We start from the raw sequence: 13,875 nt of genomic DNA on the forward strand, positions 1-13,875 counted from the left end.
GTGGTTCTTCTAAACCATCTACACGATGTCAAACTGATTGAGCCAGTTTCACCTAGTTGGTTGTAACTTCTAAACCATCTACACGATGTCAAACGAGTGGCTTCCTGTATTTTGGAAACAACTCAACTTCTAAACCATCTACACGATGTCAAACTATCTTTGTATGATTGAGCTGTTTCAACTATACTTCTAAACCATCTACACGATGTCAAACAAACATTGCCTTTATGATTCCATGCCGAACATCTTCTAAACCATCTACACGATGTCAAACTAGAACATACGTTATACAAATGTTCCAATATCAAAAAGATAGCACAAAATACATTGAAAAACTTCATTCTTAGACAGAAATATAAACCATTGAATTAAATTAATATTTTATATAAATAAAAATCGAAGAATAACAAAGACCAATCAAAATGATCCCATTAACGATAATGTTGAATAAAAATCTAAATAATTATTTTTCTACAGATTTTTAACTACATTCATATTTAAATCTCAATGCTCATCTTTATACTTAATCAACATCTGATGTGCAGGATGGTGCAAAGGTGTCAATTCAATCAAACGCTCCACTGCGTCAATCGCATCAGGGAAACGTGCCAAATGTTTAAATAAAATATCTGTTTCATTGGATTTAAAAATCGCCTCACTCAAACGAGATTCAATAAAATCACGCCAAGCGCATAAAAAAGGACTTTCCGTTTTTGCCAAAAAAACACCTTTACATAGCTTTAAAGCAGCATCGATACAACCTGCATCTAAAGCCTGTTCCGCTTGTAAAAAATCTGTTTCAACATGTGCCAATAAACGATAAGGCCTTGAGCCCAACATGCCCCCCAAAATATCACGTAATTGCGACATTTCAGCCTTCAATGTCCCAATACTCACTTTGCGCTCACCATAGAGAGCCTGATGTAAATTTTCCAGATTCATCCCTTGCGGACAAAGCGATAAAATTGTCAAAATTTCTACTTGTCTAGGTGTGAGAACTAAAATTTTTCCATTAAACAATACTTGTGGTACTGAAAAAGCTCTTATAAATAAATGTTGTTGGTGATATTCAATCAACGCAGTCTGAATAATTGAAGCACAACGTTCAGCAGCTAATAGCCCTAAACTATTATGATTATTCCACGTTGTAGAAAGATCAATCACCCCTAAAATCTGCTTAGAATACGGATCTAAAATCGGTGCTGCATAACACACCCAATCATGAATTGATTCCATATAATGTTCATTTGAAAATACACAGCTTGAGTTTTGAGTTTTTAATGACAAAGCTAAAGCATTTGTTCCCACTAAATCCTCACGCCACTGCCCACCTTGGATAAAATTGACTCTCTCTGCTGCACGTTGCATCTGCCCACTAGCAGCACTCCACAAAATTGTACTACTAATATCCCCAACGGCGACCACCATCGATGCTTGTTCGGCGATATGCTTCAATTCATTTGAACATTGTTGGATTGCTGTTTCTAAAGAAGACTGATTTTTATTTATTTTTGTAAATAAAGGGGCCGCTGAACGATCTTTCGGGATCTCCGCCGAATTCGATCTCATCCATGAACTTTCAATACTTTGTTTGAGCATGGAAGCATGGCTCCCCGTAGGGCTTATATTTTGGCGTAACTGATCTATTTGATTGCGTTTCTGCAAAAGTTCGTGTGTGCTAAACATATCCTATCTTCCTTATTCTCTTCCTATATGAGTACCTAAAAATTCCTTTTATTGTCTACATAGTAATCAAAATTAAAATAAAAAACTCTAAGACTAAAGCTGTAATTTTTTTACAAACAATGTGTTACAAGTCACAAATTAACCTAAAATAAAAAATACCTTCAAATTATAGATAATAACGTCATTTTCAAAATTTCACTTCCAACCTTTCTCCTACCTAATCGTTTTTAATCTGAGTTTCACTGTATGATCATAACTGATCTATGGATCAAATGATCAATGAGTTTCAAAATGTAACTCTTAAAAAATAACGAAAGGGAAATTTATATGCGTTATCTAGAACCTAATCTGCCTGGCTCAAAAGTTCAATTTAAATCACAATATGAAAATTTTATTGATGGAAAATGGACAGCTCCAGTTAAAGGACAATACTTTGACAATATTTCACCTGTAGACGGTAAAGTTTTTACCAAAATTCCTCGCTCGACAGTTGAAGATATCGAGCTTGCTTTAGATGCTGCACATAAAGCTAAAGCTACTTGGAATAAAGCATCTCCTACCACTCGTTCAAATCTTTTACTTAAAATTGCAGATCGTTTAGAAGAAAATCTTGAATTACTTGCTGTTGCTGAAACTTGGGAAAATGGTAAACCAATTCGTGAAACTTTAGCAGCTGATATCCCGCTTGCGATTGACCATTTCCGCTATTTTGCTGGCTGTGTACGTGCTCAAGAAGGCGGTATCTCTGAGATTGATGAAGATACTATCGCTTATCATTTCCATGAGCCACTTGGCGTAGTTGGTCAAATCATTCCATGGAACTTCCCAATTTTAATGGCTGCTTGGAAACTTGCTCCTGCTTTGGCTGCGGGTAACTGTATCGTACTCAAACCAGCTGAACAAACACCTTCAAGTATCCTTGTCTTGGCTGAATTGATTCAAGACATCTTGCCACCAGGCGTTTTAAACATTGTTAATGGTTATGGTGCTGAAGTGGGTCGTCCACTTGCAACAAATCCTCGTATTTCAAAAATTGCATTTACAGGTTCAACTCAAGTGGGTCAGTTGATCATGCAATATGCAACTGAAAACATTATCCCTGTAACACTAGAACTTGGTGGTAAATCTCCGAATATCTTCTTTGAAGATATTATGGACAAAGACGATGAATTCTTAGACAAAGCACTTGAAGGCTTTGCAATGTTTGCATTGAACCAAGGTGAAGTATGTACTTGCCCATCTCGTGCATTGATCCAAGAAAGTATTGCTGACAAATTCCTTGAAAAAGCGATTGAGCGTGTAAAACGTATTAAAACAGGTCATCCTCTAGATACGGAGACCATGATCGGTGCACAAGCTTCTCAAGAGCAACAAGATAAGATCTTGGGTTGTATCGCAACAGGTCGTGCAGAAGGTGCACAAGTCTTAATTGGTGGCGGTGATCGTAAAGAAGTTGGTGAAGGCTTCTATATCGAACCGACAGTATTTAAAGGCGATAACAGCATGAAAATTTTCCAAGATGAAATTTTTGGACCTGTACTTTCTGTTGCAACTTTCAAAGATTATGACGAAGCAATCAAGATCGCAAATGACACCATGTATGGTCTAGGTGCTGGTGTATGGTCGCGTTCAGCTCATACTTCTTATCGTGCTGGTCGTGCGATCGAAGCAGGTCGTGTATGGACTAACTGTTACCATATCTACCCTGCTCACGCTGCGTTCGGTGGTTATAAGAAATCAGGTATCGGTCGTGAAAATCACAAAATGATGCTTGATCATTATCAACAAACCAAGAACTTATTGGTTAGCTATTCGACTAAAGCAATGGGCTTCTTCTAAGTTTTAATTTTAAACATTTCAAACACAGTCGTTTGGATATCTACGTGATGTCCAAACAACATTTTTCCAGTTTAATAGTAGAAGCGTCACTGCTTTCGCTTCTACTCTTTTTACTGCGTTGTTTCTTACTGCTTTGTTTATTACTTCTTTTACTTCTTGAATTACTCTGCTTCAAGCCTTGCTTTTAAGTGCCATTTCAACAAAATTTAAATGATCTAATCCCCAAAATATTTCATCATCAACAAAACAAGTCGGTGCACCAAATACACCTCGTTCGATCGCTTCTTCTGTCAATTGTTTTAAATGATTTTTCACATTTTCATCTGCCAACCAAGTCTGGATTTGTTCAGCCTCAAAACCTAATTGATGCATTGTTTGTTGCAAGACTTCAGCATCATTGAGATTTTTAGGTTCTCTAAACATGGCATTAAACAGACCTGTTAATACATGCATAAATTGTTCTGGATGATAAATTTGAACGGCGGCAACGATGCGCATAAGCGTTAATGTATTGATGGGGAAATGTGGATTCATCTGCATCGGAATCTTGAGATATTTACACCAACGCGTAATATCCAACATTGAATAACGTGCTTTTGCAGGTACAACCATCGGGCTGCTATTACCCGTTGCTTTAAAAACACCGCCCAATAAAATAGGTTTCCAAATGATTTCTGCTTGGTTATTGTTTGCAATATTTTGAATCTGATAAAAAGCCACATAGCTATATGGGCTACCAAGATCAAAATAAAATTCAACTTGTTTCATGGTTCTTCCTTAAATATATTGATACGCTATACTTACTTTTAGTTTGTTAATTACCAAAATAAATAAACTATTTAAAATACTATTTATTACCACTTTTCTATCCATGGACGAAGATCTATTTCAAATGTCCAAGCATCACGGGGTTGTTGTGAAATATGCCAATAATTTTCTGCAATATGCTCTGGATTTAAAATACCATCCTGTTCTTTTTTGGCATAAATATCTGGGAATGTCTGTTCGATAAATGCTGTATCTATAGCACCATCAACAATCACATGTGCAACATGAATATTTTGCGGTCCCAACTCACGTGCCATACTTTGCGCCAATCCACGTAATGCATGTTTTGCACCTGCAAATGCTGCAAAATAAGCACTGCCACGCATACCCGCAGTCGCCCCTGTAAAGATGATATTTCCTCGTTGTCTTTGCACCATTCTCTTTGCAACTTCACGCCCCACCAAGAATGCACTAAAACATGCCATTTCCCATATTTTAAAATATTTTTGTGCTGTTTCCTCTAAAATACTGCAAGGTACATTGGCTCCGATATTGAAGACCAGTACGTCTATTTCGCCGATATTATTTTCTATATCTTCAATGAGTTGTATAACTTGATCTTCTTTTCTAGCATCAGAACCAAAGGCATGTGCTTGCCCGCCAGCCTCTTTTATTTCATTGACAAGTGTTGTTAATTTATCAGCATGACGACGTGTTACACATGTGATGTAACCACCCTTTGCAAATCGTTTAGCGATCGCGCCACCAGTTGCGTCTCCTGCTCCAATCACCAGTGCAACTTTTTTATTTTCGACTTCTTTTTCAACTGACATTAGTATCATCCTTTTAAATAACGATCGTTATCATAACGAATACTATGTTATAATTTTTTAATCGTCAATTGGCTATTTCAAGAGCGAATATGCGTTATAAAGCAGGTTATAAAGAAGAAAAACGTAAGGAGTTGCTTGAAATTAGTGGGCAACTTGCTAAAAAGAATGGCTTTGCTTCAACAGGCGTTGATACTTTTATGAAAGCTGCTGGAGTCACCAGCGGTGCATTTTATTCACATTTTTCCTCTAAAAATGATCTATTCAAAGCACTTGTTGAAAATGAACTGCAAAATAGTATCCAAATGTGGCAAGACAATCCTTTTGATGATCCTGAACAATGGATTGATTTTGAGTTGAATCGTTATCTGGCTTTATCACATGTAGAACGTGCCGATGTTGGTTGTATATTACCTACGCTTGCCAGTGAAATTGCCCGTGCCGATCAAGACATTCGCCATGCTTATCAGGCTGAATTGCTTCGTGGTCAACAAATATTTGCCAAACATCTCGACAGCGAAGAAAAGGCTTGGGCTGTGATGTGTCAGTTGGTGGGTGCAATTTTAATGGCACGCAGTATTTTAGATAATAACACTCGAAAAATGATCTTAGATTCGAGTAAAAATTGTGTGAAAATTTATTTAAATATGAATACAAAATAAGACCAAACTGGGTTGGTCTTATTTGCATATTTTATACTATAAAGTCATTTTCCAGTTTTAATCGAATAATAAACCACGATACAACAGATTCACATTTGCAAAACTTATAATGCTCCATTTCCCAAGACCAGCCCTTCTCGTCTAGGATCAACTCCACCAGCATATTTTTTCTGATTATTGATACTTAATTGCATGATCGTAGATACGCCACTTGATTGAGCACCAGCATTTACGATATGTCCTTTTTCCTTCAATCCAGCAACTAAATTATCTAAATTAAGTGTCGAATTTGAAGTATCAATATTGGTTAACACACTATTGGTTGCGCCGAAATTGACCAGTGAAGTGGCTTGTTGTGCATCCAGATTCCAATCCAAAATACCCACTAATGTTTTAACTACATACTGAATAATCGTGCCACCACCCGGTGACCCAGTTGCTGCATAAAAATCACCCGGAGCTGTACCTTTAAAGACCAATGTTGGAGCCATCGTACTTCTTGGGCGTTTATTTGCCTGCACACGGTTGGCAACCAGAGCACCAGTACTATCCACTGGATTTGCTGAGAAATCAGTCAGTTGATTGCTCAACAAAAAGCCATCAACCATATGGAATGATCCCATACTTGATTCTACTGTAGAGGTAATCGATGCGACATTTCCGTAGGCATCAACGATTGTAAATTGTGTTGTACCATGCTCAACTGTGCGATCAATACCCGCTTGGACATTGAAATTCCCAGCTTGTGCAACGCCCATACTCTGATCTTTATTGATTAAAGCTGCACGTTGTTTCAGATAATCTTTATCTAACAAAGTGCTCACACCTTTGCCCGGAAGCGCAACAAAATCAGTGTCTGCAACGTACTTATCACGATCAGCATAAGCTAAACGTTCTGCTTCAGAAACAAGATGCACACCCATAACGGACGGGATCCCCCCTTCATTATCACTTTGACTCGGGGCATATTGACTTAAATCAAAATTTTCTAGAATCCCGAAAACTTGTGCAACAGCGATCCCACCCGAAGAAGGAGGTGGCATCGTACAAATATGATAGGCATTACGATAATTAGTGCAAATCGCTTCTCGTTTTTTTGCCTGATAATTGCTTAAATCAGACAGAGTCATCAGACTTGGAGTAATAGGCGTGCGATTTGAATCATCACCAACAGATTGACTGGCTTTATCTATAATATTTTGCGCAATTTGACCTGTATATAGCGCTTTTGCACCTTGATTTGCAATTTTCTGCAAAGTCTCTGCATAAGCGACATTTTTCATCGTGTCACCGACTTTCAGTGCCTGACCATCAGCATCAAAATACGTCTGCATGGCATTTTTATCCAATGCCAAATTTGCCGCATTGGCTTTAATCGCATCTGCTAAGCGCCCAGGTACACGAAAACCATGACTTGATAATGAAATTGCATTATTAAACAATTGATTCCAAGCCAGTTTTCCATGTTCCTCATGAGCCATTTCAAACATTTTCATCACACCAGGTACACCAATCGATCGACCACTACGGCGCGCTGAAGGTACTGGTGCAGCCGAATTTGCATCTGCCTGATTTTGACGCACAAGATAATATTCATCAGCAGCCGCAGGCGCTGTTTCACGCCCATCATAAGCTGTAACTTTTTTAGATGCAGCATCGTAATACATCATAAATGCACTACCCGCAATCGTACTCGACTGTGGCTCTACCAAGCCCAAAACAGCTTGTACCGCAATAGCAGCATCAACCGCACTTCCACCAGCTTTCAATACATCACAACCCGCTTTGGTTGCCAAAGGTGTATTTGCCACCACCATATATTGATCTGAATATTTTGTTTTAAGTCCTAGACGATAACCTGAAGCAGGTTCTGGTGCCGCAGGATCACCTGATTGATTCGATCCCACCACCACATTTGTACCATCTTCTGACACAGTAGAGCAACTATTGGGATTGGTATCAACAATTAAATTGGATGGATTGGTAGGTGTTGAAGCTGAATCATTACTGTCATTGCAACCGTATAATGCTAAAATAGTTAGCGCACAAGTCATTGTAATACTATACTTTTTCTGCATCTTATTCTCCTTTTACTTCTGTAATAAATATCCATTTACACATTTTTCTAATGAAGTTCTTTCACTGAATTTTTCAGCTTTATTTCTAATAATTTTGCTTTGTATTCACCCTCCTCTCATTTTTATCACACAAAATATTCTCATAACTTTATCAATAGAACTATTGCATTTTTTATCGTAATTTTCACTTTTTTATTACATCAAATACACTTCAAAAATTTGATTTTTAAACGGCGAAATCGCAATGACCCCTATTTATAAATAATATGATCAATAAGTTGGGTCCTTGTCGTAAATGGGCATGGTTTTCATTATAAAATTCCGATAATGTTAGCTAAACCAAGATCGATGAGCACAACATGAGTCAGCAAGCAGCAAAAAAAGAATTTCCTAAATCTATCTATGTTATTCAACATTTAGCGTTTGAGGACTTAGGTTCTTTAGAAGATATATTTTACCAAAATGGCTTTCGCGTTCGTTACTTTGAGGCAGGCGTGGATGATTTGAAACCTGCTTTAGAATATGAAGGCTTAACCATCATTTTAGGGGGACCAATCGGGGTATATGAAACTGAAGATTATCCATTTCTAAAAGATGAAATTTCACATTTAAAATCACGTTTGCAACGTAATCTTCCCACCCTTGGAATTTGCTTAGGTGCCCAGCTCATTGCACATGCGCTCGGTGCAAAAGTCTACGCAGGTGCACATAAAGAAATTGGTTGGTCAAAATTAAATCTTATAGATGCAAATCAAAATCTACTCGCACCTTTAGAGGATATTGAAGTCTTGCATTGGCATGGCGACACGTTTGACTTGCCTGAAAATGCACAACTGCTTGCAAGTTCAGAATTTTATCCAAATCAAGCATTTCAATTGGGCGAACAAATTTTAGCTTTGCAATTCCACATTGAAATAATGGCAGAAAACTTCGAAAAATGGCTGATTGGTCATACATGTGAAATCCGTTCAGCCAATTTATCAATTGCAAAATTGCGTGAAGATAATCATAAATACGCTGAGCAATTAGAACAATCTTGTGCAAATGTAATGCGTAATTTTCTCGTAAATATCGGTGCGATCTAAAATAAAAAAGGCACTATACTGAGTGCCTTTTTAAACAAATTTTATCTTTTATTTTTAATCCAAATCGCATACTAAAATTTTATGATTTAGGCTCAGTATGATCGGTAGGTTTATGGATAATATCTGTATATTGTCCATTTTGACCTGCAACACGATAACTAAACTCCTGACTATTCAGTGTTACTATCTCGACTACGCGGGTAAAAAGCAATTTTCCATTGCCATCATAAGCATTGATTGTACGAGTTTTACCGTCATCAGATACCGACCAAGTTCCTTGCATTTTTAGACTATCATCTAAGTTATACATTGGCGGATTCAAGCAGCAAGTGCAACAGTATAAAAACCAGCCATAACTTCACTTGGCGTATACCAGCCTAGTGTTTTTCTAGGACGATGGTTGAGTGAAAATTCTATCTGCTCTATTTCATCGTTTGACACGTCATCAAACGATGATGATTTTGGCAGATATTGCCGGATTAAACCATTCGTATTTTCATTTCTAGCTCGCTGAATAGACTTGTAAGGATCAGCAAAATAAGTATCTATGCCGACATCAGTAATTCTTTTGTGTTCGGCAAATTCCTTTCCATTATCAAATGTTACACTATAAGCATGGCTCATTCGTAAACGATCTAATGCACAAGTAATCGTTTTAGAGGATGCTCTCGTTGACCCTAAATGAACAATATGTACGTACAGGCTCTTTCGATCAACGAGGGTTAATAAAGCTCCTTTATGATGTTTACCAATCACCGTATCACCTTCGAAATCTCCTAAACGTTGTCGCTGATCAATGACCTGGTCTCGGCAATGAATACTTGTTTTATCAATGATTTGCCCTCTACGATCCGTGTTTTTGTAACCTCGTTTTCGATATTTCTTCTGATGCCTTAAGTGTAGATGGAGGTTACCTCCTTGTGATTTATCTTGATAAATGTGCTGGTAAATCCACTCATGTGAAGGTACATCCAGCCAACCGCGTTGTGTTAAAGCACCTGAAATTTGTTCTGGTGACCAGTCTAAGCCAATTAAGTAATCAATATAAGCGAAGGCAAATGCTGTCATGGATGATGAAGGATGGTACCGTCTTTGACTTGCAAATTTCGCTGCCTGTTGAGCTCTATATCCACGTTGCCCAGTATTTCTTTTTAACTCACGGTAGATGGTTGATCGTGAACGCCCTAACTCCCGAGCAAGGCTAGCGATTGAACTTTTACTTTTCAAAGTAGCATAAATTTCGTATCTTTCATCTTGAGAAAGTTGGGTGTATTTCTTCATTGTGTGCTTTCCAATTGCGAGTTGAAAAAGTCTAATGATTCTATGAATACACCTAACTTTTTCAACTAACTACAAGTGTGTTGCACTTGGGATTTGAATCTGCGATTTTAAATGAACCGTCTTTTTTAAAATAAGCATAACCTACATAGTTTTTAGCACGTGCATCATCCAGTGCAACAGCTTGAGCATTTTGGTCTTTTGCCTCTGTCGTTAACCACGGGGTTGCTGCTAATAAGACTTTAGGCGTCAAATTGGGAACTTCCACTACATTATTAGGTTTTAAATATGTACAAGCATTTAATAGAGGAAGCACTAAGATAGAAACCATAGCAATACTTTTAAAAAATTTCATTTTATGTCCTATTTGATTAGCTTAATGATCAATTGTTATAAATGAGCTGATTTATTTCATTATTCACATTATTATTCCATTATATCTAAGTTTATTCTTTACTGGCAAATTTAGGGGAAAATCTTATAAAAACTATCGTACTATTCACTTTTTACGTTCTCGCAGATATTTCTTTTGATTAGCATCGCTTGGACTCTTCTAAACCATCTACACGATGGATAACCTTTCCGCATCACCTATGATTTGAGCACCAACCTTCTAAACCATCTACACGATGGATAACTCTTATGTTTTATTAATCATTGTGATAAAATGCTTCTAAACCATCTACACGATGGATAACAAAAAGGTAAGCTAAGAGTTAAATTATATTCACTTCTAAACCATCTACACGATGGATAACTCGATAAACCGTACAATAATGTGACTAATATCATCAAGATAACACAACTTTAATCAGATTACTTTCATTTTTATCACATTCTACAGTTAACTGATTTTATTAGAATAAATTTAAATAATCATTTTTAAAGCTTCACATGAAGATTTCACATCCATATGCAATCAATATTTTGTATGGAGATAAAAATAAAAAAGCCTGCGATCAAGCTATTAAACTTGATGCAGGCTATGATTTATAAAAACTTATTGCTTAACAGAAGCTTCAGTTGTGATATTTACAGTGATTTTATCACCTACATTCGGAACATAGTTTGCGATACCAAATGCTGAACGACTAAATGAAGTTGTAGCATTAAAACCAATTGACTGTGCTTTAGTCATTGGGTGCGCACCTTGTTTATTCAATGTCGCATCCAATACCACTGGTTTTGTTACACCTTTCACAGTCAAATTACCAGAAATTTTGAAATGCTTTTTATCTTTAGTTTCTACTTTAGTACTTTTAAAAGTAATATTTGGATATTGAGCTGCATTGAACCAAGCTTCTTCTTGGAACTCTTTATCAAGTGCTGACACATTCGTATTTACACTGCTCAATGGAATGCTTACTTCAACTGAAGAGTTTGCTGGTTTTTCATTATCAACATTGATTGTACCTGTGATATCTGAAAAGTTACCTGATGGAGTAGAAAAACCAAAGTGATTCCAAGAGAAAACTGTTGCTGTATGCGTCGGATCAATTGTATAAGCAACTGGTTTTGCAAATGTAAATGTTGCTGCTGTTGCAACTGCTAAACCAAGAGTAAGCGCTTTAATGTTCATGTTTTTAATCTCATTTAGTGAATGGTTGTTAGTTTATACTTCTCTCATAAATATTCACGCTCAAGCATAAAACGATATGTTGCAAATTTGAAACGACTTGAGATTATTTCTTATTTTTAAATCAAAAAACCAATTTTATATGCCGAAAAATATGATACTAATCAAATGAAATATATAGTTATTTTTATCATTAACTATAAATATCTAAGCAATGGATTCAAATCATATTTTTTAAGTAACAAAAAGTTGAAAGGTAACGAACTATTGAAATTTTAGTCAAAGCTTTCTAATTTAATAGCCAGTTTATTTAAAATGAAGATTGATCAATGATCCATAGCGCAGTAGCAACAAGTACAACGACTCCTTATCGTGTCACCTTGACTGACCCATCTGGTCATATTTGGTATGTCGATGAACCAACTGAAAAAGGCGGTCAAGATTCGGCTCCAAATCCTATGCAACTTTTACTCTCAGCTTTGGGTGCATGTACTACGGTCACTTTACAGATGTATGCTGACCACAAAGGGATCAAAATTGAACATGTACAAGTAGATTTAGCTTTAAATCCAGATGGAGACCCAGAGTCAGGAAGCAATAATATCGTGAGAAAAATCACGTTAAAAGGCGATTTTAACGATGAACAATATAAACGTTTATTAAAAGTTGCAGAAAGTTGCCCTGTTCATAAATTATTGACCTCAAATATTTCTATTCAAACAGATTTAAGTTTTGCATGATTTGAATCTTGTATCGTTTGAATCTTGAAACAGAAATCAAATAAAAATACTGGCTGAAAATTACCAAAGAGCCCCCTCTCATGTTATGTTTCAGCCATGATGCACAATGCATTATTTTTAAATTATATAATATCCAAACTTTTAGCTTAGCAAAACGAAATAAATATAAGTTTTATCCAACTTACTGAAGAAAAAATTCAATTTAGTCAGCTGTAGTGCTTTCAATATAATTACTTATTTAACAATATCTTATACTTCATTATATATTTTTTAGCCCCCCCTAAAAAAGAAGTTCACTTTTCAAATAGCTGATTTAAATAATACTGTTTGGTCGTTACTAGATACTTCAGAAAAGAAAGCAAATTTTTACAATGCTTATATTAAATTTATAGAATTATTATCTCATTATTGGCTGGGACTTGAAAAATCTGTAACACTTTCTGCTACATGACTTTCAATAATATAAATATGCAATACAGCTTATTATGTGCTTTCCTTTGGTCAACTACGGGTGTATTAGTTAAAAGCATTACGAATATACCCATTCCATTTGTTTTATTTTATCGATTCATCGTTGCAGGTTTATTTATCCTAGTATCATTTTATATTATAAATTCTGATAAAAATTTCATTAAATCCTTATCCATAAATTTCAAACTTAAGCTAACCCTTTCCTTATTAATGGTATTTTATTATTTTTGTGCAACATATTCTTTTTTATATACCCCTGTCGCATTAGCAACTTTGCTGATGTCTTTATCACCTTGTGTTGCAATTATTTATAAATTGGTTAAGCAAGAAAAAACATCTATTTATGAATATATTGGATTTATATTCGCATTTACAGGAGTATTTTTATATATCTACCCTACTTTAAAATTTGATAACTCAAATTTAACTTTATTTTTATGGGGATGTGCACTAGCATTTCTTGCAGCTGTATTTAAGGCAGTTAACTCAATTATTATATGGAATAAAAAAACTGAAATCGAAACTAAAGACTTCCAAAGTATCAATATATTAACTTTTTTACTTGCTTCATTTTTCTCTGTTTTTTTGATTTCTCAATCAACTGCTCACGTGACATACTCTATGCATAACATTATCTGCCTAATGCTATTAGGGATCTTTGCAACTGCCTTACCGAGTATTTTAAATAATATTGCTTCTAGCAAAACTAATCCTGTTAGTAATACCGTTATTGGTATGTTAACGCCGCTTTTAGCTGGTCTTTTAGCATGGCTAATATTGAATGAGCCTTTAACGCTTTGGTCATTTTTTTCTTTGTCTGTTTCTATCTTCGGTGTACTTTTGATTGTATTAAAAAAATAAA

Annotated in this window: 13 protein-coding genes and 1 CRISPR repeat array; of the genes, 5 read left to right on the plus strand and 8 right to left on the minus strand. The window is 35.9% G+C overall.

Annotated elements, in window-relative coordinates; all coding sequences use genetic code 11:
* Nucleotides 1-6: 6 nt before the first annotated feature.
* A CRISPR array of direct repeats spans nucleotides 7-274; the repeat unit is 28 nt; unit sequence CTTCTAAACCATCTACACGATGTCAAAC.
* Between the two features lie 230 nt (nucleotides 275-504).
* On the minus strand, nucleotides 505-1,686 hold the full coding sequence (locus F960_RS13930; RefSeq protein ID WP_004866279.1) for a hypothetical protein: 1,182 nt from the start codon (nucleotides 1,684-1,686) through the stop codon (nucleotides 505-507).
* A gap of 327 nt (nucleotides 1,687-2,013) precedes the next feature.
* On the opposite strand from F960_RS13930, the gene exaC reads away from it, so the two are divergent.
* On the plus strand, nucleotides 2,014-3,525 hold the full coding sequence (gene exaC, locus F960_RS13935) for an acetaldehyde dehydrogenase ExaC (protein WP_004866281.1): 1,512 nt from the start codon (nucleotides 2,014-2,016) through the stop codon (nucleotides 3,523-3,525).
* 171 nt (nucleotides 3,526-3,696) lie between these two features.
* Here the strand turns inward: exaC and F960_RS13940 are convergent, their stop codons facing one another.
* Nucleotides 3,697-4,293 (minus strand): 2-hydroxychromene-2-carboxylate isomerase, encoded by a 597-nt coding sequence (locus tag F960_RS13940; RefSeq protein WP_004866284.1) that lies wholly within the window; start codon nucleotides 4,291-4,293, stop codon nucleotides 3,697-3,699.
* An 86-nt stretch (nucleotides 4,294-4,379) separates the two neighbouring features.
* On the minus strand, nucleotides 4,380-5,126 hold the full coding sequence (locus F960_RS13945) for an SDR family oxidoreductase (RefSeq protein WP_004866286.1): 747 nt from the start codon (nucleotides 5,124-5,126) through the stop codon (nucleotides 4,380-4,382).
* An 89-nt stretch (nucleotides 5,127-5,215) separates the two neighbouring features.
* Between F960_RS13945 and F960_RS13950 the strand changes: the two genes are divergently transcribed.
* On the plus strand, nucleotides 5,216-5,785 hold the full coding sequence (locus tag F960_RS13950; RefSeq protein ID WP_004866289.1) for a TetR/AcrR family transcriptional regulator: 570 nt from the start codon (nucleotides 5,216-5,218) through the stop codon (nucleotides 5,783-5,785).
* Nucleotides 5,786-5,889: 104 nt separating this feature from the next.
* Here the strand turns inward: F960_RS13950 and F960_RS13955 are convergent, their stop codons facing one another.
* Nucleotides 5,890-7,863, minus strand: coding sequence for a gamma-glutamyltransferase family protein (locus F960_RS13955; RefSeq protein ID WP_004866291.1), 1,974 nt, complete (start codon nucleotides 7,861-7,863; stop codon nucleotides 5,890-5,892).
* 359 nt (nucleotides 7,864-8,222) lie between these two features.
* On the opposite strand from F960_RS13955, the gene F960_RS13960 reads away from it, so the two are divergent.
* On the plus strand, nucleotides 8,223-8,948 hold the full coding sequence (locus tag F960_RS13960) for a glutamine amidotransferase (protein ID WP_004866295.1): 726 nt from the start codon (nucleotides 8,223-8,225) through the stop codon (nucleotides 8,946-8,948).
* A 79-nt stretch (nucleotides 8,949-9,027) separates the two neighbouring features.
* On the opposite strand, the gene F960_RS13965 is transcribed toward F960_RS13960, so the two are convergent.
* The 4 genes from F960_RS13965 to F960_RS13980 form a co-directional block, all read right to left on the minus strand.
* Nucleotides 9,028-9,258: a DUF4822 domain-containing protein gene (locus F960_RS13965; RefSeq protein WP_004866298.1), complete on the minus strand. Its 231-nt coding sequence runs from the start codon at nucleotides 9,256-9,258 to the stop codon at nucleotides 9,028-9,030.
* Between the two features lie 8 nt (nucleotides 9,259-9,266).
* Nucleotides 9,267-10,229: an IS30 family transposase gene (locus tag F960_RS13970; protein ID WP_004854881.1), complete on the minus strand. Its 963-nt coding sequence runs from the start codon at nucleotides 10,227-10,229 to the stop codon at nucleotides 9,267-9,269.
* A gap of 61 nt (nucleotides 10,230-10,290) precedes the next feature.
* The gene (locus F960_RS13975; RefSeq protein ID WP_004866301.1) at nucleotides 10,291-10,581 is read right to left on the minus strand and encodes a DUF4822 domain-containing protein; all 291 of its coding nucleotides are present in this window, start codon (nucleotides 10,579-10,581) and stop codon (nucleotides 10,291-10,293) included.
* A gap of 645 nt (nucleotides 10,582-11,226) precedes the next feature.
* Nucleotides 11,227-11,805: a YceI family protein gene (locus tag F960_RS13980; RefSeq protein WP_004866304.1), complete on the minus strand. Its 579-nt coding sequence runs from the start codon at nucleotides 11,803-11,805 to the stop codon at nucleotides 11,227-11,229.
* Nucleotides 11,806-12,131: 326 nt separating this feature from the next.
* On the opposite strand from F960_RS13980, the gene F960_RS13985 reads away from it, so the two are divergent.
* Both F960_RS13985 and F960_RS13990 read left to right on the plus strand, forming a co-directional pair.
* Nucleotides 12,132-12,542, plus strand: a complete 411-nt coding sequence (locus F960_RS13985) for an OsmC family protein (RefSeq protein ID WP_004866305.1) — start codon at nucleotides 12,132-12,134, stop codon at nucleotides 12,540-12,542.
* 468 nt (nucleotides 12,543-13,010) lie between these two features.
* Nucleotides 13,011-13,874, plus strand: a complete 864-nt coding sequence (locus F960_RS13990) for a DMT family transporter (RefSeq protein ID WP_004866307.1) — start codon at nucleotides 13,011-13,013, stop codon at nucleotides 13,872-13,874.
* The last annotated feature ends 1 nt before the right edge of the window (nucleotide 13,875 follow it).

Source organism: Acinetobacter gerneri DSM 14967 = CIP 107464 = MTCC 9824 (assembly GCF_000368565.1).
Lineage (GTDB): Bacteria > Pseudomonadota > Gammaproteobacteria > Pseudomonadales > Moraxellaceae > Acinetobacter > Acinetobacter gerneri.